Below are 15,964 nucleotides of genomic sequence, written 5' to 3'. Positions count from 1 at the left end.
ACCGCCGCTCACCGCCCGACGGGGGCCAGCCTCCGCCGGCTTCCCCTTTCGGCGATGGTGACCTCGCCGGCGAAACCCAGCCAGCGGTGACGCTCGCCCGCCTGGGGCTTGGCATTGGGCTTGACGTGGAGCCTGGACTGGGTGCTGCCCAGGCCGCAGGCGGAAGGACCGACCCACAGCCCGCGGCCGCGCGGCACCACCGGCAGCAGCCGCAGCTTGCGCCCGACGATCGCCATCCGGCGGCGCCAATGGGCGACGTCGTGCGGCGAAACGCCGACCCGGCGCGCGATCTCGCGATCCGACAGCAGCGCGCTGCCGGGGTCCTGCAACAGTTCCAGAACGGCGCGCCGCTTGTCGGTGTCGGCATGGCGGGAGTGCTTGCGCTCCAGCGCCTTGCCCATGTCCCACAGCTTCTCCGCGGTTTCGCGCGCCAGGGTGCGCCAGCGGTCGGCCTCCTCGCGCTGGCGATCGGCATCGCCCGCCGCCTTGTCGAGCTGCCGGCGCAGGGTGGCGAGTTCCAGTTCCAGATCCTTCACCTGCCGGCGCAGACCGCGCACCAGCTCGTCCGGCGGCGGCGGTGGAGCCGGTGCCGGGGCGGGTTCGGACGGGTGGACGGGCGGCGGTTCGGGAGCGGGCGGCACCGGGGTGCGTGCACGCTCCGCCAGATCGCGGAAGGACAGCCCGGCGCGGGACAGCATGATGCGGGCGGCGCGCAGTGCGGACAGCGCCTCGCCCTGATGCTCCGACTCGGCCATGGCGAGGACTTTGGCGAGCTTGTCAGGATCCATCCGCGTCGGGTTCCGCCGGAGCCGGTCCCCACCCGCGCGGGGACCTGAGAGAAGTCATGCCGCGCACCACGCGACGAGGCCCCAACCTACCACATCTTATGGGTTTGGACAGATGCCCTTCGTAGGGTGGCGACTTGCGACACGCCGCGTTCGAAAGCCTTGGCCGCCATCCGTGGAAGTCGCCCGGAAGAGAATAAGGGCGGGAGAGATTTACTAGACTTGGACAAGCTTGGCAGCCACGATGGCGCCGTCATGACCGTTCGTTCCACCATCAATCCCGCCCAACCGCCAGCCCAGGACGGGGCCGGCGGCGTTTCCCCCTTTGTCATGCGCTTCTGGGGAGTGCGCGGCAGCATCGCATCGCCCGGCCCGGCAACCGTGCGCTATGGCGGCAACACCGCCTGCATCGAGGTTCGCTGCGGCGGCACCCACATCGTCTTCGATTGCGGCACCGGCATCCGGCCTCTGGGCGAGTCGCTGTCGCGCGACGGCGGGCCGGTGAACATCGACCTGCTGCTGACCCACAGCCATCTCGACCACATCAGCGGCCTGCCCTTCTTCGCCCCGGCCTTCGATCCGGCCAGCCGGATTCGGCTGTGGGCCGGCCATCTGCCGCCGGAGCGGCCCTTCCGCACCGTGCTGGCCGACATGATGACGGCACCGCTTTTCCCGGTGCCGGTCGAGATCTTCCGCGCCGACTGCCAGTTCCGCGATTTCCAGGCTGGGCAGACGCTGGAGCTGGCGCCGGATGTCGTGGTGCGCACCTGCCGCCTCAATCATCCCGACGGCGCCACCGGTTACCGGGTGGATCATGGTGGCCGCAGCCTGTGCATCCTGACCGACACCGAGCATCCGGCCGAGGGCCGCGATCCGGTGATCCTGGACCTGCTGCGCGGTGCCGATGTGATGGTGTATGACAGCACCTACACCGATGCCGAATATCCGTCGCGCGTTGGCTGGGGCCATTCAACCTGGCAGGAATGCCTGCGGCTGGCCGAGGCCGCCGGAGTCGGCCGCGCGGTGATCTTCCACCACGATCCCGCCCGCACCGACGACGCGCTGGACGTCATCGCGGCGGAGGCGGAGGCAATGCGCCCCGGTTCGCTGGTCGCCCGCGAAGGGATGGAACTGTCCCTGTAAAAACCGGCAGGCTTCTTACCGATTGAATCCCCGACAATTGGATCTACTGACCAAAAGCGCTTGTGCGTGTTCAATGCGCCACAGGTTGCTTTGTCACACTGGCCTCCTGTGACAATCTTGGTATTAGATCGGTGTGCAACCCCGCCTGGATTGGGGCGGGCGGGGTCGTTGAAACGTGCAAAGCTCGGGGGAAAGCGATGCGCATGACCGGTCGTGCCTTGGGGATGCTTGCCGTGCTGACCGTCGCGACGCAGCTTGGCGGCTGCGCCACCGCACCACCGCTGGAAAGCGCGAAGCTGGATGGCGCCCCGCGCGGCGTGGTGCTGCACCACCCCGCCAGCGGCGAGACGACCTCCGTCACCTACTGGCGCCCCGGCGACGGATACGATCCGGCCGCCATGCGCGAGATCGCCGTCCTGTTCCGCGACCGCCGCAGCGACGAGGTGATCCCGGTCGATCCCGCCCTGGTCGACATGCTGGTGGAACTGCGCCAGCGCGTCGGCGCTCCGCCTGAGTCGCCGATCCGCATCACATCGGGCTACCGGTCGAGCGCCAGCAACGCCAGCCTCGCCCGCACCAACCCGAACGTCGCCGAGAACTCCTACCACATGCGCGGACAGGCGGCCGACTTCTCCATCGCCGGCATCCCGCCATCGCGTCTGGCGGAGGAGGCGGCGGCGATGCAGCGCGGCGGCTACGCGATGTACGCCCACACCGGCCATGTCCATGTCGACACCGGCCCTTTCCGCACCTGGACGCCGAAGACCGGCGAACCGCGCGCGCCGCAGATCCTGGAGGCGCAGGCCCGTGCCCGCGCCAAGTCCCAGGCGCTGGCCCAGAAGAGCGGCGGCAAGGGCCGCGTCCAACTGGCCGACGCGGGGGCCAAAGCGGGCAAGCCTCCGGCCAAGCCGACCAAGGCTCCGGGGAAATCGGCCGCCCTCGCGCCGCCCGATCTGTCGCGCGTCCGCGTTGCCCTGGCCCAGGTGAAGGAAATGCCGGTGCAGAAGACGGTGAAGCGCTAGACTGCCGGCGCCTCCCCATCACCCGCGTCCCGGTACCGTCATGACCACCCTGCTGATCCTCCGCCACGGCCCGACCTCCTGGAACGCCGAAGGGCGCATCCAGGGCAGCATCGACGAGCCGCTGTCCGACGCCGGCCGCGCACGGGTCGCCCGCTACCGTCTGCCGCCCGAGTCGGCCGGACTGCGCTGGGTCGCCAGCCCGAAGCGCCGCGCCTGGGAAACCGCCCTGCTGCTCGGGCTCGATCCCAGGCCGGAACCGCGGATCGTCGAGATGGATTGGGGCGAGTGGGAAGGCCAGCGCACCGAGGATCTGCGCGCCGACGGCCGCATGCCGGCCCGCCACGACCGGCTGGGGCTGGACTTCAAAGCACCCGGCGGTGAAAGCCCACGCGAGGTGCAGGACCGCCTGCGCTCCTGGCTCGCCGATCTGGCGGCGGAGGGTCATCCGACCGGTGCCGTCGCACACAACGGCATCCTGCGCGCACTCTATGCGCTCGCCACCGGCTGGGACATGCGCGACGACCCGCCGGAGGAACTGCGCAACGGCTGCGCCCACAGGTTCCGGCTGACCAGGGACGGCACGCCGGAACTGCTGCGGTTGAACATCGGCCTGCTCAAGTAAGGCTTTACCGGAGCGAGGGGGTGCGACCGCCCCCTCCCCCCGTCAGGCAGTCAGCCATCAGACATTTAGATCGACGATCACCGGCACATGGTCCGACGGCTTGGGTTCCCAGCCGCGGGCATCGCGCAGCACCTTGATGCCTTTCAGCGCGCCTTCGAGCGGCGGCGTCACCCAGATATGGTCAAGGCGCCGGCCACGGTTGGAGGCGGCCCAGTCCTTCGCCCGGTAGCTCCACCAGGTGTAGAGCTTCTCCTCCGGCGGAACGAAGCGGCGCAGGGCGTCGACCCAGCCGGCTGAAGCCTGCATCGCCGCCAGCTTCTCGACCTCGATGGGCGTGTGGGAGACCACGGACACCAATTCCCTATGGCTCCAGACATCCTGCTCCAGGGGCGCGATGTTCAGGTCGCCGACCAGCACCATCGGACGGTCGGGCGTCCGTTCCGTGCTGAGCCAGTGGGTCATCTCATCCAGGAACTGGAGCTTGTGGGCGAACTTGTCGTTCACCGCCGGGTCAGGGATGTCGCCGCCCGCCGGGATATAGACGCTGTGCAGCTCGATCCCGCCAGGCAGATGGGCCAGCGCGTGGCGGCAGTCCTGCTTGCCGCACCAATGCTGGACATCGTGCGAAGAGAAGGGCAGGCGCGACAGGATGGCGACGCCGTTGTAGCTCTTCATCCCGTGGATGTGGGCATGGACATAGCCGCGCTCCGCCAGCGGGGCGAGCGGGAAGTCGGCGTCCACCACCTTGGTTTCCTGCAGGCAGATCACGTCCGGCTGCTCCTCCTCCATCAGGCGGAGGAGGAGGTCCAGACGCATGCGGACCGAATTGATGTTCCAGGTCGCGATGCGCATCGGCGGCGGCTCAGGCGATGGTCAGGGTCAGGGTGCCGACGCCCTCGACCGCACCGGTCAGCACGTCGCCGGCCACCACCGCACCGACGCCCTCCGGCGTGCCGGTGTAGATCAGGTCGCCCGGCTGCAGTTCGACCAGCCCGGACAGGTAGGAGATCGTCTCCGCCACCGACCAGATCAGGTCGGACAGGTCCCCCTTCTGCCGCGGCTCGCCGTTCACCTGCAAGGTGACGCCCCCCTTGGCCGGGTGGCCGATGTCGGCGACGGTGCGGATTGCGGAGCAGGGAGCCGACTGGTCGAAGCCCTTGCCCATGTCCCAGGGCTTGCCTTCCTTCTTGGCGGCGTTCTGCAGGTCGCGCCGGGTCATGTCGAGCCCAACGGCATAGCCGAACACATGCTCCAGCGCGCGGTCGACCGGGATGTCGCGGCCGCCGGTGCCAATCGCCACCACCAGCTCGATCTCGTGATGCAGGTTGGCGGTCTTCGGCGGATAGGGGATGGTGGCGCCGTCGGCGACGATGGCATCGGCCGGCTTCATGAAGAAGAAGGGCGGCTCGCGGTCGGGATCGGCGCCCATTTCGCGCGCATGGGCGGCATAGTTGCGGCCGACGCAGTAGATACGCCGCACCGGGAACGGATCGCCGCCCGTGACGGGGACGGCCGGCTGGGACCACAGGGGAATGGCGAAGGCCATGGCATCGGCTCTCTGGTTGGGACACTGTCGAACAGCTAACCCGAAAGCCGCCAACGGACCAAGCGCCCAACCATCCGCCCTGCCCTGCAAAGCGCTTCAGCGTACCAGGGCGAGGTTCAGGGGGCCGGCTGGAAACGAAGACGCCCGGTCTGGGGGGGACCGGGCGTCGGAAGCTCCGATTCGGGAACCCGCGCGCGGCAGGGGAAACCGCAGGACGGGCGATCGGCGTCGAATCGGCGTCGATCACTTCTTGACTCTTCAAGATGGAATTTGTGCGCCCGCCCACCAATACGCCATGCGCATATCTGGTATGCATAGCCTATCGTCAGCTCAGTTCTTGCTGACAAACGAGAGCCATGCCCGCATTTTATCCGTTCATCCGATAATTCATCCAAAATATGGCATCCACGGTGACTGACAACGAGCGTTCCACCCCCGCCGACCGGCGGTCGCGTCTGCGGCCCGGAAAGAACGGCAAGCTTGCCCTCGGCCCCCTTCCCGAGCTTGTGGGTTACAACCTGCGCAAGGCTCAGGTCGCGGTGTTCCAGAGCTTCCAGAACGCGGTCGCTCCGCATGACATCACGCCCGGCCAGTTCGGCGTGCTGATCATGATCCGGGAGAATGAAGGCCTGTCGCAGTCCGATCTGGGCACGGCGGTCGGCATCGACCGGTCGACGATGGTCGCCGTGATCGACAGGCTCGAGTCGCGCGGCCTCGTCGTCCGCGCCCCGTCGCCCAACGATCGCCGTTCCTACGCACTGCGCCTGTCGCCGGAAGGCCAGACGCTGATGGACGACCTGATCCCGCGTGTCCAGGCTCATGACCAGGGCATGGTCAAGGACCTGTCCCCGGAAGAGCAGGCGCAGTTCATCGACTTCCTGCGCCGCGTGTCGCGGTCGAAGTAGGGGGAACTCCCCCTTTCGTTCCAGGCACCGGAAACGACTCACAGCCCGCCCCGCACCGGCAATCGCCAGGTGCGGGGCGGGCTTTTCTATTTTGGGTTCGCTGGATCACGGCTGCGGATGGTTCGCTGAAGAGCAGCGCAAAACGAAAAAGGCTCAGCTTGTCAGCTGAGCCTTTTTTTCGGGTTCAACCCGGAAACTTAGTGGCGGAGGGAGAGGGATTCGAACCCTCGATACGCTTTTGACGTATACACACTTTCCAGGCGTGCGCCTTCAACCACTCGGCCACCCCTCCGCAGAGGCCCGCGTTATAGCCAGAGGTTCGCGGGGATGCAAGCCTCTGTTTCACGTGGACGATGTTTTTTTGGCGGCACGCCGAACCGCTCCGATTTCATCCGCCGAATTCATCCACCAGGGCGCCGACGGTGCGGCACAACAGGTCCAGATCCTGGGGACGGGACAGGCGGTGGTCGCCGTCCTTCACCAGCGTGACACGGACATCGTCGCCGATCAGCGCTTCGGCGATCCTCAGGCTGAACTGCCATGGAACGTCAGGGTCGCGCTGGCCGTGCAGCAGGCGGACGGGGCCGTCGAAGGCGATGGGACCGCGCAGCAGCAGATGGGTGCGGCCGTCCTCGATCAGGGCGCGGGTGATCGGCTGCGGCTCGGGACCGTAGTCCGACGGGCGGTTCCAGACGCCCACCTCCATGATCCGCTGGCGGATGTCGGCGTCGAAGATGTCCCACATCAGGTCTTCGGTGAAATCGGGGGCCGGCGCGATGCCGACCAATCCAGAGACCCGCTCCGGCCGGCGGAGCGCAGTCAGCAGCATCATCCAGCCCCCCATTGACGAGCCGACCAGGATCTGCGGCCCGGTCGTCACCTCGTCCAGCACCGCAAGCGCATCGTCGGCCCACAGGCCGATGGTACCGTCGGCGAACCGCCCGCTGGAAGCGCCATGGCCCTGGTAGTCGAAGCGGGTGAAGGACAGGCCGCGCGCCACCGCCCAGGCTTCCAGGGCCGTTGCCTTGCCACCGGTCATGTCGGACATGAAGCCGCCAAGGAACATCACGCCCGGCTTGCCCCGCCCGGACGGGCCGGCAGGGGTGTGGTGATAGGCTATGGTCGCGGCACCGCGCGTTAGGCTATGGTGCGCGCCGCCCGGTTGGGCTGCGGTTTCGGTCATACGGTCACCTTCGACAACGGACACCGGCACGCGGTCGGGCACCGGGCTCGATGGGGCGCCGGCTTGCCGGGCCCCGCGGCCGGTCCCGGGCCGCCCCTTGCGAGCAGCCGGCATCATGGATTTCGACCCCCACCTTACCACCGACCATTCCCCACGCAACGCAGACGCCCATCAGGACGCTTCCGCCGGCCCTTGGCCAGACCATTGGCCGGGCGGGCGGGCGCCGACGGTGCTGCAGGTGGTGCCGACGTTGGTCACCGGCGGGGCGGAGCGCGGCTGCATCGACATGGCACTCGCCCTGCAGACCGCCGGTGGCACGCCCCTGGTGGCGTCGCAGGGCGGCCCGATGGTGCGGGAGTTGGACCGCGCCCGCATCGCCCATCTGACGCTGCCGCTGGCCTCCAAGAACCCGCTGACCATCCGCCGCAACGCCCGCCGGCTGGCCGCTATCATCCGCGAGCACAAGGTGGACATAGTCCATGCCCGCTCCCGCGCGCCGGCCTGGAGTGCGTGGCTGGCCTGCCGCGAGACGGGTGCGCGCTACATGACGACCTTCCACGCGCCCTACAATTTCGGTTCGGGGCCGGTCGGCGGGCGGCTGAAGCGCTGGTACAATTCGGTGATGGCGCGCGGCGAGCGGGTGATCGCCATCTCCGGCTTCATCCGCGACCATGTGCTGGGCAACTACCCGGTCGATCCGCAACAGGTGCGCGTCATCCACCGCGGCATCGACCGCGGCGTCTTCGCACCCGACCGGGTCAGCCCGACACGGCTGGTGACCCTTGCCAAGCAATGGAACCTGCCGGACGACCGGCCGGTGATCCTGCTGCCCGGCCGGCTGACCCGCTGGAAAGGCCAGATCGTGTTGATCGACGCGCTGGCCAAGCTGGGGCGCAAGGATGTGCTGGCCTTGCTGGTCGGCTCCGACCAGGGTCGCACCGGCTACCGGGAAGAGCTGGAGAACCGCATCGCCAATGCTGGCCTGCGCGGCGTGGTGCGGATGACCGACCATTGCAGCGACATGGCCGCGGCTTACCTGCTGTCGACGGTGGTCGTCTCCGCCTCGCGCGAGCCGGAAGCCTTCGGGCGGGTGATCGTCGAGGCTCAGGCGATGGGCAAGCCGGTGATCGTCTCGGCCATCGGCGCCTATCAGGAGACCGTCGTCCCCGGCGAAACCGCCTGGGTGGTGCCGCCGGACGATCCCGACGCGCTGGCCCAGGCGCTGGAGGAGGCGCTGTCGCTGACGCCGGAGCAACGGGACGCCATCGGCACCCGCGCCATGGCCTTCGTCGCCGACTGCTACACCAAGGACCGCATGTGCGCCGACACGCTGGCGGTTTACGCAGAGTTGCTACAACCACGCTGAGATCGGCCTATCGACGCAATCCGATCGATGCAATCCGATCTTTGTCCTTCCACCGAACCGACCGGACACCATGGCCGACATCCGACAGATTTCCGGCATCGCCGAGGTCATCGACCGCTATGACGGGTTCATCCTGGACCTCTGGGGCGTGCTGCATGACGGCGAGCAGCCTTATCCCGGCGTGCCAGACTGCCTGGACAGCATGCGAGCCGCCGGCAAGACAATTTGCCTGCTGTCCAATGCACCGCGCCGAACCACCGGCGTCATCGAGAAGCTGGACGGCATGGGGCTGGGGCGCGAGCGCTACCACCATGTCATGACCTCGGGCGAGGCGACCTACGAGGCCCTGCGCGACCGCGACGATCCCTGGCATGCCGCCCTCGGACGGCGGCTCTACCACATCGGACCGGAGCGCGACATCGATGTCTTCTCCGGGCTCGGCTATCGGGTTGCCGCTACGCCGGAGGACGCGGATTTCGTCGTCAACACCGGCATCGTCACCTTCGGCGAGACGGTTGCGGACTATCAGCCGCAGCTGGACGCGTGCCTGGCCGCAGGATTGCCGATGATCTGCGCCAACCCCGATCTGGTGGTGATGGTGGGACCGATGCTGGTGATCTGCGCCGGCACGCTGGCCGCCCGCTATGAGGAGATGGGCGGCGACGTGCGCCAGCACGGCAAGCCCCATGCCCCCGTCTATGAGCGCTGCTTCAAGCTGCTGGGCATCGCCGACAAGAGCCGCATCCTGGCGGTGGGCGACAGCCTGCGCACCGATGTCGCCGGTGCCAATGCCGCCGGGATCGATGTTGCACTGGTCACCGCAGGCATCCACCAGGAGGAACTGGGCGGTGCAGCCTGGGGGGCTTCGGTCGATCCGGTCAACCTGCGCGCCCTGGCCGATGCGTCGGGTCACATGCCGACCTACGCGGTTCCCAGCCTGCGCTGGTGAACCCGGTGGACGGGAGCGCATAGCCCGCTCCCGTCACCCCTGGCCCGTTATACCCGCCCTTGTCACTCCAGCGGAACGGCGTCGTCCATCGCCCTGCGCAGCAGAGGCGACTGACCATCTTCCGAAAAACCGCGCTGACCGATGGCGGTGCGGTAATAGCTGACGATGAAGACGCGGATGGAGGCAGTCAGGTTCGCCTCCCCACGCCGTTCGTCGATTTGGGTGCAGATTTCGTTGAGGGTCATCTGCTCCCGCTCACAGATTTCCTTCAGCGAATCCCAAATATACGGCTCCATTCTTAAACTGGTTCGGCGGCCGCTCACTTTGACATTGCGGCAGAGCAGCCCCGGTCCGTCTTTACCTCCGCCCGTGCCCTCCATCGGAAACCCCGTTCCCCATCCGTTGCGTGTCCCGATCTCTCGATACGGGGCCAATACATCCATTTGTGTGACCATATTGCAAGTGGCGTGTGGCGTCCAAGTCCAATTCGACCCATGGGTGCGGATTGACGCGACAATCCGGCGCAGGCGGGTATTGCATCCAACCACAGATCGACAGGTTGCCGGGAAAAGCCGCTTCCCTTGGCCGGAACCTTCGCTATACCAGTGCCGGACGGCGGACATTGGACGGCGGACACGGGGGGAAGGATCGGCGATGAAGCGACCGGGGAACGGACGATTCGCGGCCCGCATCGCAGCCGGTGCCGGGCCGGGCCTCGGGGCAGGCCCAAGAGTGAGCCTGGGCGCAACCCTCATCGCCGGCTGGGTCGCACTAGGTGCACCGGTCGAGGGTGCCCGGGCTGCGGAGGCCACCGCCACCGCCACCGCCACCGCCACCGCCACCGCCAAGGTTCCCACGGTCGAGACGATCCCGGACTCCCTCCTGCGTGCGCGGATCGAAGCGCTGCTGCCCGCCCCCTGGCGCATCGAGTCGCTGAGCGTCGAACCGCTGCCGGAACCGCCATCTTCGGAACCGCAGATGGCGGCACGGGTCAGCGCCAAGCTGGTTCTGGGCGGGCCGACCTATCTGGTGGACAGCCGTGAAGGGCCGGTGACCTTCCTGCGCCCGGCGGCGGAGGCCGGACTGAGCAAGAATTGGGTGGCGACGGCGCTCGCCACCCGCGGTGCCGGCGGATGGACGGTGGCGCTGACGCCACAGTCCCCCGGCCTGCTCGACGGCATCGGCAAGCCGGCTGCCGAACTGCCCGGCCGCACGGTCGTGCTGGGCACACCCGAAGCCAAAAACCTGCGCGAGCAGCTGGATCGCGACGCCGCCCAGCGGCTGGCCGAGGACAGCGAACGCCGGCGGCGCGAGGAGGAAAGGCTGGCGCAGCAGACCGCCGCCGCCAAGGCCGAAGCCGCCCGCGCCGAAACGGAGCGCCGGGCGGTCGAGGCGCGCATCGCCCAGGTCGCCGACCTGCGCGGCAAGCTGACCGGCACGGACCGCGCGGCACGGCTGGTCGCTTTCGAAGCGGCGCTGGGCGGCAACGACCCGGCGCTGCGCCAGACGGCGATGGAGGCGGCGCTGCAAAGCCGCGACCCGGTGGTCGCCAACCTCGCGCTGAAGGACTGGATCGCCCGACACCGCGCCGTCCCGGTCCAGCTCTACGCCACCAAGGAGGATCCGAGTTCCGAGGTGGTGGTGCAGAATCTGGGACCGATGACACTGGAGATCGACGGGTTCAGCCCGGTCAACGGCGCGCTGGCCGGCAAGCTGGGCGCGCCCGGCTACAGCATCGCGCGTTCGTCCAGCATCATCGGCACCCTGGCGCAGACCGAACTGGCGGTGAACTCCTTCGGTTGCGCGCTGACCCTGCGGCTGGCCGAACACCGGACGCTCGACGGGCTTCTGCGCTGTCAGACGCTGCCGACGCTGATCGCCCGCATCACGCTCGACTGAGGAGGGGGTGATGGCTGGAGCGCGGCTGATCGCCTGGCTGCGGATCGCGGCACCGGCCCTGCTGCTGGGCGGCCCGTTCGGCTGCCCGGCCGGCGCGCTGGCGGACAGCGCGGCCGAACGGCTGACCCCGTCGCCCGCCCCCATCGTCGCCCTTCCCCGCCTGACGCCGGCACAGGCGCTTTCCCCACCCCTGACCCCCGGCGTGGTCTGGGAGCATCCCCCGGAAGCCCCCGGTCCCTTGTCGGGCCCGCTCTTACCGCCCGGCCTGCAACCCGCTCCGCCCCCGGTAGCGGCCGCAGCCGCGAAGGCGCCCGATCCCAAGGCCGCGGAGGCACCGCCGGCCGTCAGGATTCCACCGCTGCCGGCGATGAAGCCACAGGTCGAGGTAGCGCCCCAAGCTGTCGCCAAGGAGCCGGCTTCACAGGAAGCCCCTGCCAGGCAGCCTTCGGTCGTTCCCGCACAGCGGCCGATGACCGCCACCGCCGGCATCTACCTGCGGGCGACGCCGGACGCCAAGGGCCGGGTCCTCGACACGGTGGAAAAGGGCGAGCGGGTGACGGCCTTCGGCACGCCGTCCGACGGCTGGCAGCGGATCGGCCGAAGCGGCAAGCCGCAGGGCTACGTCACCAGCGCCTATCTGGCCGAAGCCGTGCCCACGCGGACTGCCGGCACCGAGCCCGCAACCGCCGCAAAGCCCGACCGCTACGCCAGGGCCGACCGCGAGGACCGCGGCTGCGCCCTGCCCGACGACCTGCCCGGACGGGTGCAGCGGCCAAAGCTTTCCAGGGGAACCGTCGCCCGGCTGCGGGCCGCCGGCAATCTGCGGGTCGCCCCGGTCTGCGACGCCAAGGTGCTGGATGTGCTGGAGGCCGGCGAACGCGTCACCGTGCTGGAGGCCGTCGGCGGCTGGTACAAGGTGGGGCGGAAAGGCAAGGCGCTGGGCTATGTCGGCGCTCCCCTGCTGGCCCCCGTCGCACGCTGAAGCGGCCTCCTTCCACCGCCCCCTCCATGGCCGGTACGAGGCTACCCGGAAGGACCCGCCCCGGCCCCCCGTGAAGGGGCTTGTTCGGCCGTGAAAAAGGATTCTACAACAAGGGGGAGGCCGAACTTTCGCGGACGAACGGAGCCCCCGACGCGCCCGTTTCCTCCGACGGTTCGGCCACCCCCGCCGGCCATGCGGCGCCGGTCCGGCCGGGCGGGGACGCGAAGCACGACCGGAACGAGGATTCACACGATGTCGACCCAACACAAACAAGCCATGGACGCGGTCCTGCAGGCCGCCGCGCACGACATCGTCGGCACCCTTCAGGAGCGGGACATCACCGACCGCCACAGCGAGGAAGGGGATCTCGTCGTCCTCGACGTCGCCATCCTGCATGCCTACCGCATCTTCATGCGCATCTGCGAGGAGAACGGCCTGGAGGTCGATGCCGGCTATTTCGCCGACCTCGCCGCCGATCTGGCCGAGGAAGTGGCCCAGGACCAGGATTACGAGGACTGATCCGCGGGGAACCGAGGCCGAGCCCCGCATGCCCCCGCCCGTGCCCCTGCCCGCGCAGCATGGGATGGGCGGGGGCGATCCCTTTCGTGAAAGCGTTTCCAAGTGCCCCACCTCACCCCTGACGTGGCGATCGTCGGCGCCGGCCCCGCCGGGTTGATGGCGGCGGAGATCGCCGCGGCCGCCGGCCTGCGGGTCGCCGTGTTCGACCACACGCCCACCCCGGCGCGCAAGCTGCTGCTGGCCGGGCGCGGCGGGCTGAACCTGACCCATTCGGAGCCGCTCGACCGCTTCCTGCCGCGCTATGGCGCCGCCGAGCCACTGTTCCGCCGCCTGCTGGCCGGCTTCTCGCCCGACGCCCTGCGCGGCTGGGCGGCCGGGCTGGGCATCGAGACTTTCATCGGCAGCAGCGGCCGTGTCTTCCCGGTGCAGATGAAGGCCTCCACCCTGGTGCGCGCCTGGCTGCGGCGGCTGGACGGTCTGGGCGTGACCCTGCACAGCCGCCATCGCTGGACCGGCTGGGACGCGACCGGCGCCCTGACCTTCCGCCAGGGCGAGGAAAGCGTGACCGTCGCCCCGCGCGCCACCCTGCTGGCGCTGGGCGGGGCGAGCTGGCCGCGCACCGGGTCGGACGGCGGCTGGGTTCCGCTGCTGGAAGGGCTGGGGGTGGAGGTCGCACCGCTGGTTCCCTCCAACATGGGCTTCGAGGTGCCCTGGTCCGATCACCTGCGCGACCGCTTCGCCGGCCAGCCGGTGAAGAGCGTCGGTCTCTCCGCTGCCGGCCGGCGCCTGAAGGGCGAATTCGTCATCACCGAAACCGGGATCGAGGGCGGGGCGGTCTATGCGCTGAGCGCGCCGCTGCGCGACGCCATCGCCGCGGAGGGGTGGGCGACCCTGACGCTGGATCTGCTGCCGGACATGGCCGAGGCCGAACTGGTCAAGCGCCTGCGCCGCCGCGGTGCGGAGTCGCTGTCCACCTTCCTGAAGAAGTCGCTGTCCCTGACCGGCCCGCGCGCCGCCCTGCTGCGCGAGTTCGCCCCCGCCGCCGACCTGACCGACCCGGCGGCTTTGGCCCGCCAGATCAAGGGGCTGTCGATGGTGCTGACCGGCGTCCGCCCCATCGAGCGGGCGATTTCCACGGCCGGCGGCGTCCGCCTGTCGGAGCTGGACGAGCGGTCGATGCTGACCCGCCGCCCCGGCCTGTTCCTGGCCGGCGAAATGCTGGACTGGGAGGCGCCGACCGGCGGCTACCTGTTGCAGGGCTGCTTCGCCATGGGCGTGGCGGCCGGCACGGGAATGGTGGAGTGGCTGGGAATGAAGGACTCGGACGCGGAGTGACTTCGGCTTCGGTGGAAATTCTGAATGCCGGGGCAATATTGACACGGATGTCACGGATTTAGACACGGATTACACGGATTTTCTTTTTGGCCTGCCAAAGCCGACGTTCTTTGGCTGGAAGCAACCTTTCCGGATAACATCCGTGAAATCCGTGTTCAAATCCGTGACATCCGTGTCGACCTTGCCTGCCTCCCCTGCTCCTCACAAGAGACCTACACTCCAAAGAAAAAGGGCCGCCCCACCGGGACGGCCCTTTTTTCTTAATCCCGCAACCGCTTAGTAGCGGTAGTGGTCCGGCTTGTACGGGCCGGCGGTCGGCACGCTGATGTAGGCGGCCTGCTTGTCGGTCAGGGTGGTCAGCTTGGCGCCGATCTTGTCCAGATGCAGGCGGGCGACCTTCTCGTCCAGGTGCTTGGGCAGGACGTAGACCTTGTTCTCGTAGTTGGCGGCGTTGGTCCACAGCTCGATCTGGGCCAGCACCTGGTTGGTGAAGCTGGCGCTCATCACGAAGCTGGGGTGGCCGGTGGCGCAGCCCAGATTGACCAGACGGCCCTGGGCCAGCACGATCAGGCGCTTGCCGTCGGGGAACACGACCTCGTCGACCTGCGGCTTGACCTCTTCCCAGACCAGATTGCGCAGGGCGTCGATCTGGATCTCGCTGTCGAAGTGGCCGATGTTGCAGACGATGGCGCGGTCCTTCATGGCCCGCATGTGGTCGATCGTGATGACGTCGACGTTGCCGGTGGCGGTGACGAAGATGTCGCCCTGCGGAGCGGCATCCTCCATCGTCACGACCTGATAGCCTTCCATCGCCGCCTGGAGCGCGTTGATCGGGTCGATCTCCGTCACCAGGACGCGCGCACCCTGCGAACGCAGGCTGGCGGCCGAGCCCTTGCCCACGTCGCCATAGCCGGCGACCACGGCGACCTTGCCGGCGACCATGACGTCGGTGGCGCGCTTGATGCCGTCGACCAGCGACTCGCGGCAGCCATAGAGGTTGTCGAACTTCGACTTGGTGACGCTGTCGTTCACGTTGATGGCCGGAACCTTCAGCGTGCCCTTCTTCATCATCTCATAGAGACGATGGACGCCTGTGGTGGTCTCCTCCGACAGGCCGCGGACGCCGTCCAGCATCTCCGGATACTTGTCGTGCATGATCTGGGTGACGTCGCCGCCATCGTCCAGGATCATGTTCGGGGTCCAGCCATCCGGGCCGCGCAGCGTCTGCTCGATGCACCACCAGAACTCCTCCTCCGTCTCGCCCTTCCAGGCGAAGACCGGGATGCCGGCGGCGGCGATGGCGGCGGCGGCCTGGTCCTGGGTCGAGAAGATGTTGCAGGAGGACCAGCGCACGGTGGCGCCGAGTGCCGTCAGCGTCTCGATCAGCACGGCGGTCTGGATGGTCATGTGCAGGCAGCCGACGATGCGGGCACCGGCCAGCGGCTTGGAGGCGCCGAATTCCGACCGCAGGGCCATCAGGCCCGGCATCTCGGTCTCGGCGATGGTGATCTCCTTGCGGCCCCAGTTCGCGAGGCTGATGTCCTTGACCTTGTAGTCCGTGAATTCGGCGGCCATGAGGGATGACTCCTGGTGGGCGGTGACGGTCGGGCAGCGGAATTCCAGGCGCGCCGGATCCCCGGCCCTGCCGCTGTCATTGGCCATGGATGTATCAGCGCTCCCGGAACCATGCAAGCATAAAGATATCTTT

At 68.5% G+C, this 15,964-nt stretch carries 16 protein-coding genes and 1 tRNA gene; 10 read left to right on the top strand and 7 right to left on the bottom strand.

What is annotated here, in order from left to right; translation table 11 throughout:
• Positions 1 to 8 precede the first annotated feature (8 nt).
• A complete protein-coding gene (locus tag ACWPN3_RS24930) occupies positions 9 to 788 on the bottom strand; it encodes a hypothetical protein (protein ID WP_492239882.1) in 780 nt (259 codons plus the stop codon).
• Between the two features lie 252 nt (positions 789 to 1,040).
• Between ACWPN3_RS24930 and ACWPN3_RS24925 the strand changes: the two genes are divergently transcribed.
• The 3 genes from ACWPN3_RS24925 (at position 1,041) to ACWPN3_RS24915 (ending at position 3,572) form a co-directional block, all read left to right on the top strand.
• On the top strand, positions 1,041 to 1,928 hold the full coding sequence (locus ACWPN3_RS24925; RefSeq protein WP_109452309.1) for an MBL fold metallo-hydrolase: 888 nt from the start codon (positions 1,041 to 1,043) through the stop codon (positions 1,926 to 1,928).
• A 203-nt stretch (positions 1,929 to 2,131) separates the two neighbouring features.
• The gene (locus ACWPN3_RS24920; protein WP_492239881.1) at positions 2,132 to 2,950 is read left to right on the top strand and encodes a YcbK family protein; all 819 of its coding nucleotides are present in this window, start codon (positions 2,132 to 2,134) and stop codon (positions 2,948 to 2,950) included.
• 40 nt (positions 2,951 to 2,990) lie between these two features.
• Positions 2,991 to 3,572: a histidine phosphatase family protein gene (locus ACWPN3_RS24915; RefSeq protein ID WP_492239880.1), complete on the top strand. Its 582-nt coding sequence runs from the start codon at positions 2,991 to 2,993 to the stop codon at positions 3,570 to 3,572.
• 57 nt (positions 3,573 to 3,629) lie between these two features.
• Here the strand turns inward: ACWPN3_RS24915 and xth are convergent, their stop codons facing one another.
• Complete coding sequence (xth, locus tag ACWPN3_RS24910) at positions 3,630 to 4,424, bottom strand: exodeoxyribonuclease III (RefSeq protein WP_492239879.1); 795 nt, start codon at positions 4,422 to 4,424, stop codon at positions 3,630 to 3,632.
• Positions 4,425 to 4,434: 10 nt separating this feature from the next.
• The gene (locus tag ACWPN3_RS24905; RefSeq protein WP_109095850.1) at positions 4,435 to 5,118 is read right to left on the bottom strand and encodes a fumarylacetoacetate hydrolase family protein; all 684 of its coding nucleotides are present in this window, start codon (positions 5,116 to 5,118) and stop codon (positions 4,435 to 4,437) included.
• 410 nt (positions 5,119 to 5,528) lie between these two features.
• Here ACWPN3_RS24905 and ACWPN3_RS24900 point away from each other — a divergent pair, with 410 nt between their 5' ends.
• Positions 5,529 to 6,023: a MarR family winged helix-turn-helix transcriptional regulator gene (locus ACWPN3_RS24900; protein WP_244560711.1), complete on the top strand. Its 495-nt coding sequence runs from the start codon at positions 5,529 to 5,531 to the stop codon at positions 6,021 to 6,023.
• Between the two features lie 201 nt (positions 6,024 to 6,224).
• Here ACWPN3_RS24900 and ACWPN3_RS24895 read toward each other — a convergent pair.
• Together ACWPN3_RS24895 and ACWPN3_RS24890 are read right to left on the bottom strand one after the other, a co-directional pair.
• Positions 6,225 to 6,315 (bottom strand) — tRNA-Ser (locus tag ACWPN3_RS24895).
• A gap of 96 nt (positions 6,316 to 6,411) precedes the next feature.
• Positions 6,412 to 7,206, bottom strand: a complete 795-nt coding sequence (locus ACWPN3_RS24890; RefSeq protein ID WP_492239878.1) for an alpha/beta fold hydrolase — start codon at positions 7,204 to 7,206, stop codon at positions 6,412 to 6,414.
• A 115-nt stretch (positions 7,207 to 7,321) separates the two neighbouring features.
• On the opposite strand from ACWPN3_RS24890, the gene ACWPN3_RS24885 reads away from it, so the two are divergent.
• Both ACWPN3_RS24885 and ACWPN3_RS24880 read left to right on the top strand, forming a co-directional pair.
• The gene (locus ACWPN3_RS24885) at positions 7,322 to 8,572 is read left to right on the top strand and encodes a glycosyltransferase family 4 protein (RefSeq protein WP_492239877.1); all 1,251 of its coding nucleotides are present in this window, start codon (positions 7,322 to 7,324) and stop codon (positions 8,570 to 8,572) included.
• 70 nt (positions 8,573 to 8,642) lie between these two features.
• Entirely contained in the window at positions 8,643 to 9,521 is an 879-nt protein-coding gene (locus ACWPN3_RS24880) for a TIGR01459 family HAD-type hydrolase (protein WP_395458693.1), read from the top strand.
• Positions 9,522 to 9,583: 62 nt separating this feature from the next.
• Here the strand turns inward: ACWPN3_RS24880 and ACWPN3_RS24875 are convergent, their stop codons facing one another.
• The gene (locus ACWPN3_RS24875) at positions 9,584 to 9,901 is read right to left on the bottom strand and encodes a ribbon-helix-helix domain-containing protein (protein ID WP_109047759.1); all 318 of its coding nucleotides are present in this window, start codon (positions 9,899 to 9,901) and stop codon (positions 9,584 to 9,586) included.
• A gap of 352 nt (positions 9,902 to 10,253) precedes the next feature.
• Between ACWPN3_RS24875 and ACWPN3_RS24870 the strand changes: the two genes are divergently transcribed.
• From ACWPN3_RS24870 to ACWPN3_RS24855, 4 genes are all read left to right on the top strand, one after another.
• On the top strand, positions 10,254 to 11,420 hold the full coding sequence (locus tag ACWPN3_RS24870; RefSeq protein WP_492239876.1) for a hypothetical protein: 1,167 nt from the start codon (positions 10,254 to 10,256) through the stop codon (positions 11,418 to 11,420).
• A 10-nt stretch (positions 11,421 to 11,430) separates the two neighbouring features.
• Positions 11,431 to 12,402: an SH3 domain-containing protein gene (locus ACWPN3_RS24865; RefSeq protein WP_492239875.1), complete on the top strand. Its 972-nt coding sequence runs from the start codon at positions 11,431 to 11,433 to the stop codon at positions 12,400 to 12,402.
• Between the two features lie 252 nt (positions 12,403 to 12,654).
• Positions 12,655 to 12,921 (top strand): hypothetical protein, encoded by a 267-nt coding sequence (locus ACWPN3_RS24860; RefSeq protein WP_098740726.1) that lies wholly within the window; start codon positions 12,655 to 12,657, stop codon positions 12,919 to 12,921.
• A 156-nt stretch (positions 12,922 to 13,077) separates the two neighbouring features.
• The gene (locus ACWPN3_RS24855) at positions 13,078 to 14,256 is read left to right on the top strand and encodes a TIGR03862 family flavoprotein (protein ID WP_395459792.1); all 1,179 of its coding nucleotides are present in this window, start codon (positions 13,078 to 13,080) and stop codon (positions 14,254 to 14,256) included.
• A 276-nt stretch (positions 14,257 to 14,532) separates the two neighbouring features.
• On the opposite strand, the gene ahcY is transcribed toward ACWPN3_RS24855, so the two are convergent.
• Entirely contained in the window at positions 14,533 to 15,831 is a 1,299-nt protein-coding gene (gene ahcY / locus ACWPN3_RS24850) for an adenosylhomocysteinase (RefSeq protein WP_109452311.1), read from the bottom strand.
• Positions 15,832 to 15,964: the final 133 nt, after the last annotated feature.

It is taken from the genome of Azospirillum sp. UENF 111221, from assembly GCF_058780625.1.
The sequence above is the reverse complement of the archived record's forward strand: the minus strand, read 5'-3'. Positions and strand labels throughout refer to the sequence as shown.

Bases quoted from the DNA above. Each gene is read 5' to 3' on its own strand.
- ACWPN3_RS24920 (WP_492239881.1), top strand. From the start codon at position 2,132: ATGACCGGTCGTGCCTTGGGGATGCTTGCCGTGCTGACCGTCGCGACG.
- xth (WP_492239879.1), bottom strand. From the start codon at position 4,424: ATGCGCATCGCGACCTGGAACATCAATTCGGTCCGCATGCGTCTGGAC.
- ahcY (WP_109452311.1), bottom strand. From the start codon at position 15,831: ATGGCCGCCGAATTCACGGACTACAAGGTCAAGGACATCAGCCTCGCG.
- ACWPN3_RS24930 (WP_492239882.1), bottom strand. From the start codon at position 788: ATGGATCCTGACAAGCTCGCCAAAGTCCTCGCCATGGCCGAGTCGGAG.
- ACWPN3_RS24905 (WP_109095850.1), bottom strand. From the start codon at position 5,118: ATGGCCTTCGCCATTCCCCTGTGGTCCCAGCCGGCCGTCCCCGTCACG.
- ACWPN3_RS24855 (WP_395459792.1), top strand. From the start codon at position 13,078: ATGGCGGCGGAGATCGCCGCGGCCGCCGGCCTGCGGGTCGCCGTGTTC.
- ACWPN3_RS24860 (WP_098740726.1), top strand. From the start codon at position 12,655: ATGTCGACCCAACACAAACAAGCCATGGACGCGGTCCTGCAGGCCGCC.
- ACWPN3_RS24915 (WP_492239880.1), top strand. From the start codon at position 2,991: ATGACCACCCTGCTGATCCTCCGCCACGGCCCGACCTCCTGGAACGCC.
- ACWPN3_RS24890 (WP_492239878.1), bottom strand. From the start codon at position 7,206: ATGACCGAAACCGCAGCCCAACCGGGCGGCGCGCACCATAGCCTAACG.
- ACWPN3_RS24925 (WP_109452309.1), top strand. From the start codon at position 1,041: ATGACCGTTCGTTCCACCATCAATCCCGCCCAACCGCCAGCCCAGGAC.
- ACWPN3_RS24880 (WP_395458693.1), top strand. From the start codon at position 8,643: ATGGCCGACATCCGACAGATTTCCGGCATCGCCGAGGTCATCGACCGC.
- ACWPN3_RS24865 (WP_492239875.1), top strand. From the start codon at position 11,431: ATGGCTGGAGCGCGGCTGATCGCCTGGCTGCGGATCGCGGCACCGGCC.
- ACWPN3_RS24875 (WP_109047759.1), bottom strand. From the start codon at position 9,901: ATGGAGGGCACGGGCGGAGGTAAAGACGGACCGGGGCTGCTCTGCCGC.
- ACWPN3_RS24885 (WP_492239877.1), top strand. From the start codon at position 7,322: ATGGATTTCGACCCCCACCTTACCACCGACCATTCCCCACGCAACGCA.